Origin of the sequence: Streptomyces anulatus (assembly GCF_014650675.1) — a bacterium.
In the GTDB taxonomy this organism is placed as follows: domain Bacteria; phylum Actinomycetota; class Actinomycetes; order Streptomycetales; family Streptomycetaceae; genus Streptomyces; species Streptomyces anulatus.
The window spans coordinates 175,218-192,757 of the sequence record NZ_BMVK01000016.1 but is presented as its reverse complement, the minus strand read 5'-3'; the positions used below and the strand labels follow the sequence as shown (position 1 = coordinate 192,757).

The window sequence follows — 17,540 nt, the reverse complement described above, 5'->3', positions numbered from 1 at the left end:
CCAGGGAGAACCTCCCGAAGCCCTTGTCCTCCGCGAGCTCGCGCACGGCGGCGTAGGAACCCGCGAAACCGATCGCGGCGATGAGCACCGCACCGGCGATGACGACCCCGATGAGTATGCGGTGCGTGCGTGTCAGCTGCATCGCGGCCACGCGCGATCCCCTCCCCGACCTCTGTCCCCGAACCCGGCTTCTGTACTCGGCCGCGTTCTTGAGCGCTTTCCGGCCAGGCATCCGACGCCCGGCGAGGGGACAGCCTGGCACATGTGTGCGAGTTGCGCGTCGCGGGGAGGCGTTGTGAGGCGGTTCTCGGGTCGTGCGGGCTCGCGGCGGCGGGCCGGAGAACGGAAGAACCCGGCCCGAAGGCCGGGGACTTGGGTGACCGCCGGGAACTGCGGCGGTGGCGGCGAAGGGTGGCCGCCACCGCCGCGCTGCGGGTGCCCCGAAGGGTCACTCGCAGCCGCGCTGCCAGTTCCAGCCGATGAACGTGTTCTTCAGGTCGACCTCGAACTCGCAGGACGCCGTGCCGTCGGCCTTGAGGGCCACGGTGGAGCGGTGCGTGTTGGCGTACACGTTGCCCGTCGGGTCGAAGATCCCCTTGTAGGTGAACGACGCGTCGGCCACGTTGGTGGAGACCGCGCAGTTCGCGACGCAGTCGGCGGACTTGCCCGAGGACTTCAGCGACCAGCCCGCGTTCCACGGTTCACGGTTCCACTGCTGGGTCGCGTCGGTGGAGGAGGTGGTGACCACGGTGCCGTCGGAGCTCCAGTCGGACGTCGTGTAGAGGCCCGTCATCCGGATGTTGCAGCAGTCGTACATCTCCGACCAGCTCCGGACCTGCCGGTCGGCCGCGGCGGCGGCCGGAGCCGCCTGCGCGTTCGCGACCGGGCCGGCCTTCGGCACCAGCCGTGCGGGGCCGAGGACCGGAGTGCAGTCGGGGCCGATGGAGACGTTCTGGCGCACGGCCATGCCCGCGGGCGGCACAGGCAGGGCGCCGGACAGCTTCACGTCCGCGCACGCACGGGCGTCGCCGGATGCCGCCGTCCGTGACTCGTTCGGCGCCGCGGTGGCGGAGGCCGCCGTGAGCGCGAGAAGACCGGTCGTGAGTGCGGCGGTGAGTGCGATTCGATTGCGCAATTCCCTTGCCTTTCCTCGGGGTTCGCCGTGGAGCGTAACGGCGTCCGCCGCGATCGGAACGGAACGGCGGGAGGGTTGGCATGAAGCTGACAGGCACATGCCCCCGGGGCTTGCCCCCAACGGCGCAACCCGGTCCGGGGGAGTGCCGGTTCGCGGGAAAGCACTGCTGGGCGGGGCGTTCGGGTTCCCGGGGGGCCTGCGGGGCTCAGGTCACTGTGCGTGTGCGCGGCCGCCGGGGCCGGGTCCCGGTCCCGGCCCGTTCGCCCGAGGCCCGCCGGAACGCGCGGGACCCGGCCCTCGGGGAGAGCCGGGTCCCGGAGAAGCGTGCGGGAGGGGTGTCAGCTCGACTTGGCCTTCGGCTTCGTCGTCGACTTGGGGCTGTCGCTGTCGCTGCTGCCGCTGCCCTTGGCCGTGTCCTTCTTGCCGGCGTCCTTCGTGCTGTCGTCGGAGCCGCTCTTCGCCGGGGGAGTGACCTTGGCGTCGGCGGTCTCGCCGACAGCGGCGACCGCTTCCTTCGCCGCCTTCTGGGCGCCCTTGACGATGCTCGCGGACGAGGGCGTCTTCGCACCCGCGTAACCCGCGCCGTTGTACGTCAGGGTGACGACGACATTGCCCGTGCGCGCCACGACGGTGGCGTACGCGAAGTCCTCGTCCGTCTTGCTGAGGCCGTAGGTGACGACGGTGGCTTCCTCGCCGATACCGGCGGCGGGCTCGGCGGCGACCTTCTCGGCGCCCTCGGAGGCCTTCGCCTTGGTGACCTGCTTCGCGTACTCGGCGGTGGCGCGCTTGGCGCCGCTGCCCAGCGACTGGTCCGAGTCGAAGCGGGTGAAGCCGACGTCCAGCCAGCGGTACTGCGAGCCGTCGACGCCCTTGTCGTCCAGGCCGTTCCAGGAGCAACTGCTGCGTGCCGCGAGGTCGTTGGACCGGCCGGCCGTGCCGTTCTTCTTCTTGGCCTCGGGCACCAGGTCCTTGATCGTCTTCTTGGCGATCGAGGAGCACGGGTCGGGCAGATCGTCGAACCTCGCCGCTTCGACGGTGGGCTCCGAGGGCTTGGTGCTGGCGGTGCCGGACGACGAGGAGCCCGCGTTCTTCTTGCTGTCGGAGTCGGAGTCCGACGAGCAGCCGACGGCTACGAGCATCACCGGAACGGCGGCGCAGGCGAGGATGCGGGACAGGCGCGGGGCTGATCGGTGCATGGTTCCTTCACTCGGATGGCACGGAGCTCTCGGTGCTGGAGGTCTCGGTTCGTGCGGTGTACGGGTGGGCTCGGTAGCGGTTCGGTACGTCTTCCGGACAGCCACGGTACGACGGCCGGCGGCCGGCCCGTGCCGCCGCCGAGGGCCCCCGGAGGCCGGAATCCGGCCGGTCGGGGGCCCGTGGGGCGGGGTCTATTCGCTGAGCGTCTCGGCCAGCTTCCGGGCCAGTGCCTGGGCCTTCTCCTGGAGTTCCTTGCTGTCGGGCACCTGTGTGACGAGGGCCGGCTGCTCGGCGTACCGGACGGTCACGACCACGTTCGATGTGCGGAATACCACGCTCACCGTGCGCTGCTGTGAGGTGGAACCTGCCCGAGTGGGCAGATCGTGCAGAAATGCGGCATCTCCGAGGTTGTCGAGGACGCGCGAGGGGAGGGCGTCCTCCGGCCCGGCGCTGCTGTCTCCGGCACCTGCTTCGCCGGCGGCGCCTCCGGAGGGCGAGGAGGAGGACGAGGGGTCCGCCGAGGCCGTGGCGTCCCCCGCCGGGTCCTCCGGCTTCTCCGCGTCGGCGCCCTTGCCCTTGCCCTTCTCCTTCTCGCCCGGGGTCCCGGTGTTCTTCTCCGCGTCCGGCCCGGGGGTCGCCGACGACGACAGGCCGGCGGCCTTCTCCTTCTTCGCGTACACCGTGTCGGCGCGGTCGTCGTCGCTGACCGCGGGGTCGTACGAGACGACGCGCTCGAAGTCGATGGAGAGGCTCCGGGTGGCGTTCGGCGCGTCGGACTTCCAGCTGCAGCCGACCTTGCGGTCGGTGTCGTAGGTGACGGAAGCCGACCCCCGGAACACCTTCTCCTGCTGGTCCCCGGGCAGTTCCGCCGCACCGGGCAGCAGGTCCTTCAGTGTGCCGCGCGGCACGGCACGGCAGGGGGCGGGCAGGGTCAGGTACTTGCCCGGGGGCGCGGGGGTGACCGTGGGGCTGCCCGCCTTGCTGTCGGCGCCGTTCGCGTTGCTGTCGGAGCCGGCGCTGCAGCCGACGACGAGCGCTGCCAGAAGCGCGACGCCGGGTACGTACGCCATGTCTCGCACCGTCCCAGGCTCCCTTCGGTACGGAAAACGGGTTGCCGCTCGAAGGCGGCCGATGGACACAATGTGTATCGCACGCGCCGCTGTGAATGCCGGTCGGCCGATAGGTTTGCCGACCTTGGCACCGGTTTTGCGCTTTCAGTCTTTTCGGGGGAATCGAGGAGTTATGTCGTACGTAGAGGTACCGGGAGCGAAGGTTCCCATCCGGATGTGGGCGGACCCCGCGTCGGTCGAGGACGTGGCGATGCAGCAGCTGCGCAACGTCTCCACGCTGCCGTGGATCAAGGGTCTCGCCGTCATGCCGGACGTCCACTTCGGCAAGGGGGCGACGGTCGGGTCGGTGATCGCGATGCAGGGCGCGGTGTGCCCGGCCGCGGTCGGGGTGGACATCGGCTGCGGGATGTCCGCCGTCAAGACGTCCCTCACCGCGAACGATCTTCCCGGCGACCTGTCACGGCTGCGCTCCAAGATCGAGCAGGCCATTCCGGTCGGCCGGGGGATGCACGGCGACGCGGTGGACCCGGGGAAGCTGCACGGGTTCCCGACGTCGGGATGGGACGACTTCTGGGGGCGGTTCGGGGGGATCGCCGATGCGGTCAAATTCCGCCAGGAGCGGGCCACGAAGCAGATGGGAACGCTCGGCTCGGGTAATCATTTTATCGAGTTCTGCCTCGATGAGACCGGTTCTGTCTGGTTGATGCTGCACTCCGGTTCGCGGAACATCGGCAAGGAGCTGGCCGACTTCCACATCGGCCAGGCGCAGAAGCTGCCGCACAACCAGGACCTGATCGACCGCGACCTGGCGGTCTTCATCGCGGAGACCCCGCAGATGGCCGCGTACCGCAACGACCTCTTCTGGGCGCAGGAGTACGCGAAGTTCAACCGGGCGATCATGATGGGGCTCTTCCAGGACGTGGTCCGCAAGGAGTTCAAGAAGGCCCGGGTGACTTTCGACCCGGTCATCTCCTGCCACCACAACTACGTGGCGGAGGAGCGGTACGAGGGCATGGACCTCCTGGTCACCCGTAAGGGCGCGATCCGGGCGGGGTCCGGCGACTACGGGATCATCCCGGGGTCCATGGGCACCGGCTCGTACATCGTGAAGGGCCTCGGCAACGAGAAGTCGTTCAACTCGGCGTCGCACGGCGCGGGCCGCCGGATGAGCCGGAACGCGGCGAAGAAGCGCTTCTCGACCAAGGACCTGGAGGAGCAGACGCAGGGCGTGGAGTGCCGTAAGGACTCCGGTGTCGTGGACGAGATCCCGGGTGCGTACAAGCCGATCGAGCAGGTCATCGATCAGCAGCGGGATCTGGTCCAGGTCGTCGCGAAGCTCAAGCAGGTGGTGTGCGTGAAGGGCTGAGGCCCTACGCGCCGCCCCCGTACGTCGCGAAGTCCGGCGGGCCCGTCGCCGTGAAGATGTGTACGGAGACCCCGGCCGGGGTCGTCCGGTGGCTGAGGAGCCGCAGGCCGGCCGGGGCGCCGCCGTCCGGGAACAGGCGGCGGCCCTCGCCCACCACGACCGGGGCGATGGCCAGGCGCAGTTCGTCGACCAGGCCCGCGGCCAGCAGCGACTGGGCCAGGCGGGCGCTGCCGTGGATCTGGAGGTCCCGGCCGGGGCGCCGCTTCAGCTCGGCCACCCGGGCGGGGACGTCGCCGGAGAGGATCGTGGTGGGGTTCCACGCGGCCTCGGTCAGGGTGTTCGACGCCACGTATTTCGGCAGGCCGTTCAGGATGCCGGAGAAGGGGTGGTCGGTCATCCCCGGCCAGTCCCGGGCGAAGTTCTCGTAGGTGCGCCGGCCGAACAGGAAGGCGTCCGCCTCGCCGAGCCACTCGCCCGCCTGCCGCTCGAACTCCTCGTCCAGGTGCGGCACGAACCAGCCGCCCCGGGTGAACCCGTCGCTGGTGTCCTCGTCCGGGGCTCCCGGGCCCTGGGAGACGCCGTCGAGCGACAGGAACTCCTGCACCACCAGCTTCATCGCGCACCACTCCTTCGTGAGCTTTCCGGCCGGTAGGGCGGTCGGGGGCGCTTCCTTCCTAACACGACGCGGACGGGGGCGCCCGACTCCCTCGGACCGACTCCCTCAGGCGGCCTCCGTCAGGTCCGCCTCGGTCAGGGAGGCGACCAGGACCGTGCGCGGGCCGGGCTCGATGCCGGGCACCGAGGGGACGGCGAGCAGGCGGCACCCCGCGGCCAGGGCGGCGGCCGCGCCCGTGGGGGTGTCCTCGACGGCCAGACAGTCCTGCGGGGCCACCCCGAGCGAGGCCGCCGCCGCCAGGTACGGGTCGGGGTGCGGCTTGCCGCGCGCCGTCTCGCCCGAGGCGACGGACGTGTCGAACCGGTGCCGGCCCAGGGTGGCCAGCACCAGGTCGGCCACATGCCGCTCGGAGGCGGTCACCAGGGCCGTCGGCACCCCCAGGGCGCGCGCCCGGTCCAGGAGCCGGAGGGCGCCGGGCTGGACGGTCACGCCGGCCGCCACCCGCGCGGTGAACTCCCGGTCGAGCCGGGCGGCGGTCTCCGCCTCCGTCAGTGCGGTGAGACCGCCGCGTACGAGACGGCCGGCCGCGTCGGCCACCGCGGCGCCCGCGAACGGGGCGAGGGTGCCCGCGTCCGTCGGGGAGCCCTGCGTCCGCAGGAACCCGGCGACGGTGTCCAGCCAGGCGTGCTCGGTGTCGACGAGGGTGCCGTCCATGTCGCACAGCAGGGCGGCGGGGCGGGGGAGCGGGGGCATACGGGACTCGCTGTTCCTCGGGGGAGTGGGGGCGTTGGGGGAGTGGGTCCCGCAGGTCCGGGCCCGTGGGGCGGGGCCGGGCGGGGCCGCCCGGTGTGTCAGTCGGCGGCGGTGCGCACCAGCGGATTGGCCTGTACCGAATTGCGGACGGTGAAGACGACCGAGCCGGGCCGGTAGCGGTCGTCCGAGGTCTCGACGGGACGGCCCTCGGACGTGGTCGTGGTGCGGCGCACCCGCAGCAGCGGGGAGCCGCGCCGGACGCCCAGCTCCCGGGCGTCCGTGGTGCCCGCGGCGACCGCGTCCAGATGGTGCTCGCCGTTGCTCATGACCACGCCGGCCTCCTCGTACAGGCTCTGGGTGACCGACTCGCAGTCGTCCGGCAGCCCTTCGACGGCCGCCGCCGCCCACCCGGCGTACACCGTGCGCTCCAGGAGTGCCGGCTCGCCGTCCAGGGTGCGTACCCGCAGGACGTGCAGGACCAAGTCACCCGGTGCGAGCTGGAGTTGGGCGGCCTCGGCCTCGGTCGCCTTCGCCCGGCGTGAGCGGAGCACCAGGCCGCCCGGGGTGCGGTCGCCGGCCCTGGCCCACTGGGCGAAGCTGCGCAGCTCGGTGAAGCTCTGGCTGGGCGTGGTGGACAGGACGGTCCGGCGGGCGCCCTGCCGGGACCCGATCAGGCCCTCCGACTGGAGCGTGCCGAAGGCCTGCCGGAGGGTGCCCCGGGATACGCCGTGGGCCAGGGCCAGTTCGGACTCGGACGGCAGTTCGGAGCCCACGGGGTGGATGCCTTCGGCGATGGCGCGGCGCAGCTCCTCGGCGATCTGCTGGTGCCGTCGGGTCACGTCTCTCCTTGGGGCTTTCGGGCTGCCGGGCTTCCGGGGGAGGGGTGCGCCGGACGCGCGGTGCGCGGTGGGTGCGCAGGGACGATCATGTCATCCGCGTGAGGCGCGGCGCATCTCCGGGCTGCGCGCAGGAGGTGGATTTCCCCGAAGTGTGAACCATGCGTCTAACCGCTTTGACGGGCGGCTAAACCTACGTCTCTATAACGCTTCTGACCTGCACTTTTTACCTCCTCAAAGCTTTACCCGCCGGTCACCTGACTGCTAGCTTCGGCTCGCTTACTGACGATGGCTTGTCCATACAGGTGGCTCGCCGCAGACCCAGGAGTACGCATCGTGAAGGCACACCATCCCCGCCGCGTCCTGACCGCCGCGGCCCTCGCCGGCCTCACCGCCCTGGTGGCCACCGGCTGTGGCTCCGCCCCCGACGACGCGGGTGCGAAGAACAGCAAGGCCGCGAAGGCGGAGTCGGCCGCGGACCTCGGCGGTATGGAGAAGCTCGTCGCGGCGGCGGAGAAGGAGGGCGAGCTCAACGTCTACGCCCTCGCGCCCGACTGGGCCAACTACGGCGAGATGATCGCGGCCTTCGAGAAGAAGTACGACATCGAGGTCAACAACGAGGACCCGGGCGGCAGCAGCCAGGGCGCGCTGAACGCGGCGGCCAAGCGCAAGGGCCAGGACCGGGCCGTCGACGCGCTGGACCTCGGCACCTCGTACATGCAGGAGGCCAAGAAGCAGGGCCTGCTCGCGGCGTACAAGGTCGAGGGCTGGGACGACATCCCGGACGCGCAGAAGCAGCCGGACGCCTCCTTCATGAACAACTACGGCGGCTTCATCTCCATCGGCTGTGACGCCAAGGCCGTCAAGAACTGCCCGGAGACGTTCGACGACCTGCTGAAGCCCGAGTACCGGAACAAGGTCGCTCTCAACGGCGACCCGACCGAGTCCAGCTCCGCGCTGGCCGCCGTCGTCGCCGCATCGCTGGCCAACGGCGGTTCCCTGGACGACGCGCAGCCGGGCCTCGACTTCTTCCAGGAGCTGAAGAAGAAGGGCAACTTCGTCCCCGCGAAGTCCACGCTCGCCACCATCCAGCAGGGCGAGACGCCGATCTCGATCGACTGGGACTACCTCAACCTGGGCTACGGCCAGAAGCTGAAGCCCAAGGGCGTCGACTGGCAGGTCGTGGTGCCCGCCGACGGCCTGTACTCGCGCTACTACAACCAGAGCGTCAACAAGTACGCCCCGCACCCGGCCGCCGCCCGCCTGTGGCTGGAGTTCGTCTACAGCCCCGAGGGCCAGAACATCTGGCTCGAAGGCTTCTCGCGCCCGGCGCTCCTCGACGCGATGAAGAAGGACGGCACCGCCGACAAGGCCGCCGTCGCCCAGATCCCCGAGGTCCACGGCACTCCCGCGGAGCCGACCGCGGACCAGGAGGCGAAGGCCAAGCAGACGGTCGTCCAGGGCTGGGGCAAGGCGGTCAGCTGACCATGGCCGACACCACCGCACCTCCTCCCACGGGCAGCGGAGCCGCCACCCCGGCGGACTCCGCGCCCGCGGGCTCCGCCCCGGCGGACTCCGCGCCCGCGACGGGCCCGGACGCCCCCGTCGCGCCTCCCTCCCGTCCCGTACGGGACGACGTCCGTCCGGGCCCCGGCGCCCGCCGCCGTGGCGCGCGGCGGCACCGGTGGCCCGTCGTCGTCCCCTTCTTCGCGTTTCTCGCGGTGTGCTTCGGGCTGCCCGCCGGGACCATGGTGTACGGGGCGTTCACCGTCGTGGACCCGGCGAGCGGCACCGGCCGGTTCTCGACGGAGAACGTCAGCGGGTCGCTGTCCGGGGCCTACGCGACCGGCCTGACCGGGAGCGTCGAACTGTCGCTCATGACCGCGCTGCTGGCGACCGTGATCGGCACGCTGATCGCCCAGGCCGTCGTCAGTTCCCCCCGGCCGGCGCTGCGGGGCATCGTCGTCTCGGCCGGCGGGGTGCTCGCCAACTTCTCCGGCGCACCGCTCGCCTTCGCCTTCATCGCGACGCTCGGCACCACCGGCACGGTCACCCAGCTGTTCCACCTGGACCGGACGGGCTTCAGCCTCTACAGCTTCACCGGCCTGGTGCTGGCCTACCTCTACTTCATGGTCCCGCTGATGGTGGTGACCGTCCTGCCCGCCCTCGACGGCCTGCGCGCCCAGTGGCAGGAGGCCGCCGCGTCCTGCGGGGCGACCCGGGGGCAGTACTGGCGCCACGTCGGCATCCCGGTGCTGACGCCCTCGCTGCTCGGCGGCGCGGTGCTGATGTTCGGCACGGCGTTCGCCTCGCACGCCACCGCCGCCGTGATGGTCGGCTCGTCGCAGCCGCTGATCACCATCCAGATCGCCAACGCCCTCAACGGCAACGTCCTGGTGGGCCAGGAGAACCTGGCCCTCGCCATGAGCCTCAACATGGTCGTGATCGCGCTGCTCGTGATGGCCGTACAGATACCGCTGCAGCGCAGGAGTACCCGATGGCTCGGATGAAGTTCACCTCGCGCGGCGTCGTCCTGCCGCTCGCCGCGCTGTATTTCCTGGTCCCCATCGGCGCCTCGATCTGGTTCAGCGTCAACGAGGTGGAAGGCGTCAGTTTCGACGCGTACACGAAGGGGCTCGGCGCCGAGGGGCTGACCACCAGCCTGATGCTCTCGGTACGGCTGGGCCTGGCCACGATCGTCTGCGGACTGCTCCTGATGGTGCCGACCCTGGTCGCGGTCGTGCTCTATCTGCCCCGGCTGCGCCGGATCGTCGAGATCCTCTGCATGATGCCGCTGGTCGTCCCGCCGATCGCGCTGGTCGCGGGCGTCACCACGGTGCTGTCCTGGGAACAGGACCTGGCCGACACGCCCCTGTACATGACCTTCCAGCTCCTGCGGGACGAGGACTTCCCGCTGGTCCTCGTGCTCGTCTACACGGTCATGTCCCTGCCGTTCCTGTACCGCTCGCTGGACGCCGGGCTGCGCGCCGTCGACCTGCGCACCCTCGTCGAGGCCGCCCGCAGCCTGGGCGCCTCGCGGCTGCAGACCCTGTGGCAGATCGTCGTGCCGAACCTGCGGACCGCCGTGGTGGGCGGCGCCGTACTCAGCCTGGCCATGGTGCTCGGCGAGTACACCGTCGCCTCCGTGCTCTCCTACCGCCCCTTCTCCGTATGGATGGTGGAGATCAAGGACTCCGAGGCCCAGCTCTCGGTGGCCGCCGCGATGCTGAGCCTGCTGATCACCTGGGGGCTGCTGCTCCTGCTCACCACCCTGGCCGGCGGCCGCAGCCGCCGTCGGGCGAACTCCGTCCGCGAGAACCGAAAGAAGACCGTGTCATGACCGTTCCCGTGCACCTCAAGCGACTGCGCCGGAAGTTCGGCTCCACGGTCGCTCTCGACGGACTCGACCTGGACATCGCCCCCGGCGAGATGGTCGCCCTGCTCGGACCTTCGGGCTGCGGCAAGACCACCGCGCTGCGCATCGTCGCGGGCTTCGAGCGCGCCGACGGCGGCGAGCTGCTGATGGACGGCCAGGACGTCACCTCCGTACCGGCCCACCGCCGCGACATCGGCATGGTCTTCCAGTCGTACAGCCTGTTCCCGAACATGACGGCCGCCGAGAACATCGCGTACGGCCTGCGGGTACGCGGCCGGGCCACCGCCGAACGCAGGGAACGGGCCCGGGAGCTGCTGGACCTGGTCGGCCTGCCCGGCCGCGAGGGCGACTACCCGCACCAGCTCTCCGGCGGCCAGCAGCAGCGCGTCGCGCTCGCCCGCGCGCTGGCGATCCGGCCCAAGGTCCTCCTCCTGGACGAGCCGCTGTCCGCCCTCGACGCCAAGGTGCGGCTCACCCTCCGCGAGGAGATCCGGCGCATCCAGCTGGATCTCGGCATCACCACCGTCTTCGTCACCCACGACCAGGAGGAGGCGCTGTCCATGGCCGACCGCGTCGCCGTGATGAAGGACGGGCGGCTCGAACAGTGCGCCGCGCCCGGCGAGTTGTACGACCGCCCGGCCACGCCCTTCGTCGCCGAGTTCGTCGGGACCATGAACCGGCTGCCGGGCACCGTGCGGGACGGCGGTGTCGTCGAGCTGTTCGGGCGGCGGCTGCCCATCCACGGTGAGACGCCGGCCGCCGGCGCCGAGGTCGACGTACTGCTGCGCCCCGAGGGTCTCGCGGTCGGCGCCGCCGACGACGGGGCGGGCACCCCCGCGACCGTACGGGTGGCGACCTTCCTCGGCCCCACGACCCGGCTGCACCTCACCACGGACTCCGGAACCGCGTGCAAGGCCGACCTGCCCAGCTGGGAGGCGGCCGCGCTGACGCCCGGAGCGCGCTGCACGATCACCCCGCACAACCACCCCGTGCTCGTCGCCGAGCGGGTCCTCGCCCCGTCCGTGCAGGAGTGACCCGGGCTCACACGGTGCGGTGGACCTTCGTGTTGGAGGCCTGGGCGCGGGGGCGGACCACCAGGAGGTCGATGTTGACGTGGCTGGGGCGGGTGACGGCCCAGCCGATCGTGTCGGCCACGTCCTCGGCGGTCAGCGGGGCGTCGACGCCCGCGTAGACCTTGGCGGCCTTCTCCGTGTCGCCGCGGAAGCGGGTGGTGGCGAACTCCTCGGTCCTGACCATGCCGGGGGCCACCTCGATGACGCGGACCGGGGTGCCGACGATCTCCAGTCGCAGGGTCTCGGCCAGGACGTGTTCGCCGTGCTTGGCCGCCACGTAACCGCCGCCGCCCTCGTACGCGGACAGCGCCGCGGTGGAGGAGAGGATCACGATCGTGCCGTCGCCGCTCGCGGTGAGGGCGGGCAGCAGGGCCTGGGTGACGTTGAGCGTGCCGATCACGTTGGTCTCGTACATCTGCCGCCAGTCGGCGGGGTCGCCGGTCGCGACGGGGTCCGCCCCGAGCGCCCCGCCCGCGTTGTTGACGAGGACGGCGAGGGAGCGGAACGCGGTGGCGAACTCGTCGACCGCCGCGCGGTCGGTGACGTCCAGGGCGTAGGCCGTCGCCTGGTGCCCGGCCTCGGTGATCTCGGCGGCCAGCGCCTCGATGCGGTCCTTGCGGCGGGCGGTCAGCACGACCCGGAAGCCGGCGGCGGCCAGCGTACGGGCGGTGGCGGCGCCGATGCCGCTGCTCGCGCCGGTGATGACGGCGATGGGGGTGGCGGCCATGGCGATCTCCTCGGACTGCTGATCGGGTACGGGGAGAAGGATAGGCAGGCGGGCGGGGGGCCGGGCGGGTTGGGGCCGTGCGGGTGGGGGAGAGCGCGTCAGGGCGGTACGGTCATCCGACTAATCGGGCTGATCGGTATGTTCCGGTCATGTTGATGCTGAGCAGAAGACTGCTGTTGCCGCTGTCCGTCGCCGCCGCCGCGGCCACGGCGGCGACCGTGCCGGCCGCGACCGCCGCGGCGGACACCGACCCCGTCTCCTTCGCGGCCTTCGCCCCCGCCGCGCCGGAGGCGGACATCTCCCGCCACGGGCACGTGTCCCTCTGGGGCGACCGGCTGGAGATCCGCCTCCGGACCGCGAACCGGGGCCCCGCCGACGTGACCGCCTCGACGGTGCGACTGCGGTTCTCCGAGCCGCTCGCCGTACGGCAGCAGCTTCCGCAGGGCTGCCTGCGGGGCGGCAGCGCCGCGGTGCTGTGCGAGACGGGTCCCCTGCTCTCCGGCGGGCCCGACCGGGGGACCGCGCTGGACCTGCGGCTCGCGGGCCGCCCGGCCGAGGTGGTCGTGCGGGTCGACACCGTGTGGAGCGGCGGGGCGCGCGACGCGGACTCCGGGAACGACGTGCACACGGTGCTGGCGCCCTCGACGGGGGACGCGTACGCCTTCTGAGCCGTACGCCTCAGGGCCGCGCGACTTCGAGAGGCGGGGGCCCTAGGCCGACGCGCCCCCGAATTCGGCCACCGCTTCGGACACGATCGTCTCCAGGTGGCCGTGATGGGCACCGCGCCAGTACACCCGGGAGCACTCCGTGCACTGGGCGAACACGTCGTACGCCTCCTGGGTGCCGTGTTCGAGCAGTCCGCTCACGGAGTCCTTCGCGGCCCCGGCCAGTGTGCCGTTGCACGCGGTGCAGCGGGTCCAGGGGGCCAGGGCCGGAGCGAAGCGGCCGAGGACGTCGCGGAGCTGCTCCTTGGGGCGGTCGCTGTAGATGTACGCCCCCGCCCAGATCTCGCGGCGGCGCAGCAGCCCGCGGTCCCGGGAGAGCAGGACGCGCCGCTCCCGTGCCGAGAGGGTGGCCAGGGCGGGGTCGCCGATGTCCTCGCTCTCGTACGCCGCGTCGACGCCCAGGAGCCGCAACCGGCGGGCCAGCGTGCCGAGATGGACGTCGAGGAGGAACCGCAGGGGCGCGCCGGGGACCTGCTGGGGGCGTTCCACGGCGCGTACGTCGACGTGTTCGCCGGGGCCCGGCACATGCGAGCGGGCCACCGGGCCGCCGTTCACCAGCAGCGTTCCGGCCTCGGTGAGCGGGACGCCGAGGGACTCGATGACATGGCCGAGCGTCGAGGAGCCGTCCGTGACGAGGGGTGTGGGCCCGCCGCGGCGGTCGTGCGGGACGAAGAGCCGCAGTTCGGGGGCTACTTCGAGGGTGATCTCGGGTCCGTTCACCCGGTCAGGATGCCACCGGGGCGGGAAAGGCCGCCAGGAGATTCGCGGGGCGTGCGGGGACCGGGCGGGCGTGCGGGTGCGCGGGTGGATGCGCGTGCCGAGGTGCGCCCGGCCGCCGTCAACGCGGGGCGAACGCGGTCGGGGGCACGCCCACGGTCGCGGTGAAGTCCCGCACCAGATGGGCCTGGTCGCTGTAGCCGAGGTCCGCCGCGAGCCGCGACCAGTCGACGGCCGGGTCGGATCCGGCGCGCTCCAGCGCCTCGTGGATGCGGTAGCGGAGGATGACCCACTTGGGGCCGACGCCGACGTACGCGGAGAAGAGCCGTTGCAGGGAGCGGGCGGAGAGCCCGGCGTCCTGGGCGAGCCGGTCGACCCGGAGCACGGTACGGTCCGTGCGCACCCGGTCGACGACGGCCGTCGCCAGCGTCGCCTGCGGATCGGGGCGGGGCTCCAGGGCCAGCAGGAAGGCGTCCAGGGCCGCGACCCGCGCGTCCTCGTCGTCCGGGTCCAGGACGGCCCGGACGGGCGGCGGCAGCCGCAGCACCCCGGCGGCGTCGGACCGCAGCCCGGTCCACGCGGACACCGGGCGCCCGGGGGCGAACGGGCGGAACCCGCCGGGCCGGAACTGCACCCCGCAGACCCGGCCGCGCCCGGCCAGACCCCGGGCGAAGAGCCCGGGGTCGACGCCCGCGACCTCGGCGTACCCGGACCGCTCCCGCGGACCGTCCCCGGCCTCGTACCGCTGGAAGACCAGGTTCACCGACGGGTGCGGGACCACATGGGCGGCGTACGGCTCGGTGAGGTCCCAGTCGATCAGCCAGTAGTGCTCCAGGTACGGGCGCAGCGCGGCGGCGGGCTCGCGGCGGCGGAAGCGCACGTGCGCGAACAGGTCCGGGGCGTCGACGATGCCTCGGGTGTCCCGGCGGGGTCCTGCGGCCATGACCCGATTTTAGTCCCGCGTCCTCCGCACGCCTGTCGTGTTTCTTCAAGACGTCGGGCGGTGCGCGGGTGGAGGGTGGGAGGCATGACACAGACGATCGGTGAACTGCTGGAAGCCGCCTCGGACCGGGCCCTGCCCGTCGTGCGGGGGATCGACGACGGGCAGCTGGGCGACGCTACGCCCTGCGCCGAGTACGACGTACGGGCGCTGGTGAACCACCTGTTCCAGGTGGTCGTGAACTTCCAGGCGCTGGCGGCCCGCGAGGAGGTGGATTTCGGCCAGGTGCCGGAGTTCGTGACGGGCGACTGGCGGGGCAGGTTCGGAGACGAGACCGCCCGGCTGGTGGAGGCGTGGAGCGTGCCGGGCGTCGAGGAGGGCACGACCGGGCGGATGGAGCTGCCGGCCCGGACGGTGGGGCTCATGGTGCTCGGCGATCTGACGGTGCACGCCTGGGACCTGGCGCGGGCGACGGGCGCGGACTTCGTGCCGCAGGAGCGCGTGCTCGACGAACTGGGGCCGGGGCTGGCGGCCATGGCTCCGCAGGCCCGGGAGATGAAGGTGTTCGGTGAGCCGTTCCCGGTGGGGGCGGGGGCTAGCGCTTTCGAGCGGCTGCTGGCCGTGACGGGCCGCGATCCGGGGTGGCGTCCGACCGGGACGACCGGGACGCCTCGGGCTTGAGCCCGGCGGGCGGTCCGCCGGGGCGCGGGGCGGCCGGGGCCCCGTAGAGGGGCCCGAGCGCGGCGTGCGCGTCGTCGACGATCTGCTCGGCCAGGAGCAGCATCTCCTGCTCCGCCAGCCGGGCCGCCCGGTGGGTGTACGGGGACGGGGGCGCCGGATGCCTGCGGCGCCACCAGCAGTCGCAGGCCGCGTAGATGCCGCCGCCGAAGACGAGCACGGGGATGGACAGGGCCAGCAGAACGTCGCCCACGGCGGACTCCTCGATGGTCGGATGTCCTGTGCATCGGCGTGGCGGGCGGGTCGGCTGAAGACCGGCTGTCGGCCAAATCCTCGCGATATTTGGCTCGAACTGGCCGAATCTGGCAGGCGGAAGCGGCGTTCACGGGCGGCATCATCATCGACGTCCGCGTCCGCAGGGGCGACAGCCGTCACCACGGCAGACGTGCTGTCACCGGTGAGGCGCGGGCATGGAACCACGGTCGAGCAGTGACTCCGCGATCGTCACGGAGGGCAGGGCGAGTCGCGTCTCGCCGTCCTCGATGTCCCAGAGCGAGTTCTGCAGAAGCCGGCCCAGGGTCCAGCCGGTCGCGCGTGCGCGGTCCAGGCCGAGGACATCGGTGAGCAGGTCGAAACGGCGCCGCACGATACGCGGGGCGTCGCCTTTCACGACGACGTCGTCCCATCTGCTGTCCAGGGCGGGCCACAGGTCGAATCCCGGGTCGCCGGCGAGTGGTTCGGGATCGATGGCGATCCACGGCTCGCGCTGGGCAGCGAGAACGTTGCCGTAGTGCAGATCCCAGTGCAGCATCCGGTCCCCGGGCTCATCGACCAGTTCGGCCACCGCCGATGCCCAGTTCCGCAGGAGTCGACGGTCGGCCGGGACGGCCAGCCTCGTGATCGCCCGTGGGACCTGCGCCAGCATCTCGGAAGCAATGTCGCCCAGGCTGCGCAGTCCCTGCGGCGCGGGGACCGCGACCAGCCTCGCGTGGAGCTCGGCGAGGGCAGTCATCGCCACGTCGTCGTCGTTGATCGAAGCCAGTGTGCGGGCTCCGTCCAGGCGCTCCAGGAGCATGCTGCTGCTCACCGGGTCGTGATCGAGCAGCCGCACCATCCCCGTGCCGTCCCAGGCACGGAGGCCGATCAGTGCGGCGGCGGTCTCCTGCCTGGGCATCTGGAGTCTGAGGACCGCGGGCGTGCCGTCGGGGCGCAGCACCGGCAGCACCAGTGAGGCTTCTCCCGCCCTTGCCGTGCCGTCCCGTTCCAGCTCCCAACGGTCCAGCATGTCTGCCGCGAGAGCCGGTAGTCCGGAGATCCAGGCCCGGCCTTCCGCGCCGAAGCCCGTGGCGTACGCCGCCGCCAGGTGCTGTGGGACCTCGTCGCTTCCCAACGTACTCACGACGGTCTCCTTCGCAGGGAATCGATGGTTCGCGGCGGCGGTCGACGATGGGCGCGGCCGCGCCTGTCTCAAGGGCGTCGACCGAGCCGCACCGCTTCGGCACGTACCAGCGGCTCCGGAACGCGAGGCCGCTCGAACGCCGCTCGATCCCGGATCAGGGCCAGACCAGGCAGTACGCCTGGTGCCCCGCGTCGTGCAGCCGGTGGGAGAAGTCCTGCCACTCGTGGAGCAGCTGGTAGACGTTGAAGGCGTCGCGCGGGCCGCCACGGTCGGGGACCGTGGACCAGATGAAGGCCGCCGCGCCGACGGACTCCTCGCCGACGCCGCGCAGCGGGTCGACGACGGTCATCGGGAGCTTGACCACGGCGTAGTCGGGGTGGAGGACGACCAGTTCGAGCGGGGGGACCTTGTGCAGGGGTATGCCCTGGATTCCGGTCAGGACCATGGCGGCCACGGTCTCCGGCTTGATCTTGGTGAACATGCCGCCCATGCCCAGCTCGTCACCGCCGAGCTCCTCCGGGCGCATCGAGATGGGCACACGTGCCGCGGTGGCCCCGTCCGGGGCGCCGAAGTACTTGTACGTCACCCCCATCCCGCCCCCGCTCCTGGTCCCGGGGGGCGGCGTGCTGTCCGCGCCCCTGCTCTGGGCGCGCTCTGCCCTGCGCCGGTGCCGCCCTCGCCGGGCAGGCTCGGGCCCCAGGTCGTCGGTCCCTTCGCCCACTCCGCCACCGCGATGCATATCTCATCCACCCGACTACTTCTTAGGAGACACAGCCCCCGCCGCGCAACCCGATCATCGTGTCAGTGACCTCCCCCGCGGGCGTGCGGTGAAACACCTGCCCGCAAGACCGTGCGTGCCTCTGACACCATGGCATGTGTGAGCTTTCCCTATGACGCCCCAGTTTCGCAGACGCGAGGGGGCTGACGCTCTT

20 protein-coding genes are annotated in these 17,540 nt (G+C 71.9%); 7 read left to right on the top strand and 13 right to left on the bottom strand.

Annotated elements, in window-relative coordinates; genetic code table 11:
- From IE272_RS30820 to IE272_RS30805, 4 genes are all read right to left on the bottom strand, one after another.
- A partial coding sequence (locus tag IE272_RS30820; RefSeq protein ID WP_190009068.1) for a DUF2637 domain-containing protein occupies positions 1–151 on the bottom strand: 151 nt, incomplete at its 3' end.
- Between the two features lie 297 nt (positions 152–448).
- Positions 449–1,135: a hypothetical protein gene (locus tag IE272_RS30815; RefSeq protein ID WP_050358739.1), complete on the bottom strand. Its 687-nt coding sequence runs from the start codon at positions 1,133–1,135 to the stop codon at positions 449–451.
- Between the two features lie 338 nt (positions 1,136–1,473).
- Positions 1,474–2,331 (bottom strand): hypothetical protein, encoded by an 858-nt coding sequence (locus IE272_RS30810; RefSeq protein ID WP_056700479.1) that lies wholly within the window; start codon positions 2,329–2,331, stop codon positions 1,474–1,476.
- Between the two features lie 192 nt (positions 2,332–2,523).
- Positions 2,524–3,402, bottom strand: coding sequence for a DUF3558 domain-containing protein (locus IE272_RS30805; RefSeq protein ID WP_190009066.1), 879 nt, complete (start codon positions 3,400–3,402; stop codon positions 2,524–2,526).
- 172 nt (positions 3,403–3,574) lie between these two features.
- On the opposite strand from IE272_RS30805, the gene IE272_RS30800 reads away from it, so the two are divergent.
- A complete protein-coding gene (locus tag IE272_RS30800; protein ID WP_050358742.1) occupies positions 3,575–4,768 on the top strand; it encodes an RtcB family protein in 1,194 nt (397 codons plus the stop codon).
- A gap of 4 nt (positions 4,769–4,772) precedes the next feature.
- Here the strand turns inward: IE272_RS30800 and IE272_RS30795 are convergent, their stop codons facing one another.
- The 3 genes from IE272_RS30795 to IE272_RS30785 all read right to left on the bottom strand — a co-directional run bounded on the left by IE272_RS30795 (position 4,773) and on the right by IE272_RS30785 (position 6,976).
- Complete coding sequence (locus tag IE272_RS30795; RefSeq protein ID WP_050358743.1) at positions 4,773–5,384, bottom strand: dihydrofolate reductase family protein; 612 nt, start codon at positions 5,382–5,384, stop codon at positions 4,773–4,775.
- 105 nt (positions 5,385–5,489) lie between these two features.
- Complete coding sequence (locus tag IE272_RS30790; RefSeq protein ID WP_057663680.1) at positions 5,490–6,137, bottom strand: HAD family hydrolase; 648 nt, start codon at positions 6,135–6,137, stop codon at positions 5,490–5,492.
- 98 nt (positions 6,138–6,235) lie between these two features.
- The gene (locus IE272_RS30785) at positions 6,236–6,976 is read right to left on the bottom strand and encodes a GntR family transcriptional regulator (protein WP_056700470.1); all 741 of its coding nucleotides are present in this window, start codon (positions 6,974–6,976) and stop codon (positions 6,236–6,238) included.
- Between the two features lie 333 nt (positions 6,977–7,309).
- Between IE272_RS30785 and IE272_RS30780 the strand changes: the two genes are divergently transcribed.
- Genes IE272_RS30780 through IE272_RS30765 form a run of 4 tightly spaced genes read left to right on the top strand, consistent with a single transcriptional unit; the run spans position 7,310 to position 11,383 of the window.
- On the top strand, positions 7,310–8,458 hold the full coding sequence (locus IE272_RS30780; RefSeq protein WP_057663678.1) for an extracellular solute-binding protein: 1,149 nt from the start codon (positions 7,310–7,312) through the stop codon (positions 8,456–8,458).
- A 2-nt stretch (positions 8,459–8,460) separates the two neighbouring features.
- Positions 8,461–9,483 (top strand): ABC transporter permease, encoded by a 1,023-nt coding sequence (locus tag IE272_RS30775; RefSeq protein WP_050358747.1) that lies wholly within the window; start codon positions 8,461–8,463, stop codon positions 9,481–9,483.
- The gene (locus IE272_RS30770; RefSeq protein WP_079044196.1) at positions 9,480–10,313 is read left to right on the top strand and encodes an ABC transporter permease; all 834 of its coding nucleotides are present in this window, start codon (positions 9,480–9,482) and stop codon (positions 10,311–10,313) included. The genes IE272_RS30775 and IE272_RS30770 overlap by 4 nt, the downstream gene beginning before the upstream one ends.
- Positions 10,310–11,383: an ABC transporter ATP-binding protein gene (locus IE272_RS30765; protein ID WP_190009064.1), complete on the top strand. Its 1,074-nt coding sequence runs from the start codon at positions 10,310–10,312 to the stop codon at positions 11,381–11,383. Before IE272_RS30770 ends, IE272_RS30765 begins: the two co-directional genes overlap by 4 nt.
- A 7-nt stretch (positions 11,384–11,390) precedes the next feature.
- Here IE272_RS30765 and IE272_RS30760 read toward each other — a convergent pair whose 3' ends face one another.
- Positions 11,391–12,149, bottom strand: coding sequence for an SDR family NAD(P)-dependent oxidoreductase (locus IE272_RS30760; RefSeq protein ID WP_047177200.1), 759 nt, complete (start codon positions 12,147–12,149; stop codon positions 11,391–11,393).
- Between the two features lie 149 nt (positions 12,150–12,298).
- Between IE272_RS30760 and IE272_RS30755 the strand changes: the two genes are divergently transcribed.
- Positions 12,299–12,817, top strand: coding sequence for a hypothetical protein (locus tag IE272_RS30755; RefSeq protein ID WP_098891687.1), 519 nt, complete (start codon positions 12,299–12,301; stop codon positions 12,815–12,817).
- A gap of 42 nt (positions 12,818–12,859) precedes the next feature.
- On the opposite strand, the gene IE272_RS30750 is transcribed toward IE272_RS30755, so the two are convergent.
- Together IE272_RS30750 and IE272_RS30745 are read right to left on the bottom strand one after the other, a co-directional pair.
- On the bottom strand, positions 12,860–13,594 hold the full coding sequence (locus tag IE272_RS30750; protein WP_057663668.1) for a Mut7-C RNAse domain-containing protein: 735 nt from the start codon (positions 13,592–13,594) through the stop codon (positions 12,860–12,862).
- A 118-nt stretch (positions 13,595–13,712) separates the two neighbouring features.
- Positions 13,713–14,534 carry a helix-turn-helix domain-containing protein gene (locus IE272_RS30745; RefSeq protein WP_190009062.1) on the bottom strand — a complete coding sequence of 274 codons (822 nt, stop codon included), beginning with the start codon at positions 14,532–14,534 and terminating at the stop codon, positions 13,713–13,715.
- Positions 14,535–14,618: 84 nt separating this feature from the next.
- On the opposite strand from IE272_RS30745, the gene IE272_RS30740 reads away from it, so the two are divergent.
- Complete coding sequence (locus IE272_RS30740; protein WP_190009060.1) at positions 14,619–15,212, top strand: TIGR03086 family metal-binding protein; 594 nt, start codon at positions 14,619–14,621, stop codon at positions 15,210–15,212.
- On the opposite strand, the gene IE272_RS30735 is transcribed toward IE272_RS30740, so the two are convergent.
- The 3 genes from IE272_RS30735 to IE272_RS30725 all read right to left on the bottom strand — a co-directional run bounded on the left by IE272_RS30735 (position 15,127) and on the right by IE272_RS30725 (position 17,347).
- Positions 15,127–15,462 (bottom strand): hypothetical protein, encoded by a 336-nt coding sequence (locus IE272_RS30735; protein WP_190009058.1) that lies wholly within the window; start codon positions 15,460–15,462, stop codon positions 15,127–15,129. The two genes, IE272_RS30740 and IE272_RS30735, sit on opposite strands and share 86 nt — an antisense overlap.
- A gap of 198 nt (positions 15,463–15,660) precedes the next feature.
- On the bottom strand, positions 15,661–16,608 hold the full coding sequence (locus IE272_RS30730) for an aminoglycoside phosphotransferase family protein (RefSeq protein WP_190009056.1): 948 nt from the start codon (positions 16,606–16,608) through the stop codon (positions 15,661–15,663).
- Between the two features lie 154 nt (positions 16,609–16,762).
- Complete coding sequence (locus tag IE272_RS30725; RefSeq protein ID WP_073746161.1) at positions 16,763–17,347, bottom strand: hypothetical protein; 585 nt, start codon at positions 17,345–17,347, stop codon at positions 16,763–16,765.
- Between the last annotated feature and the right edge of the window lie 193 nt (positions 17,348–17,540).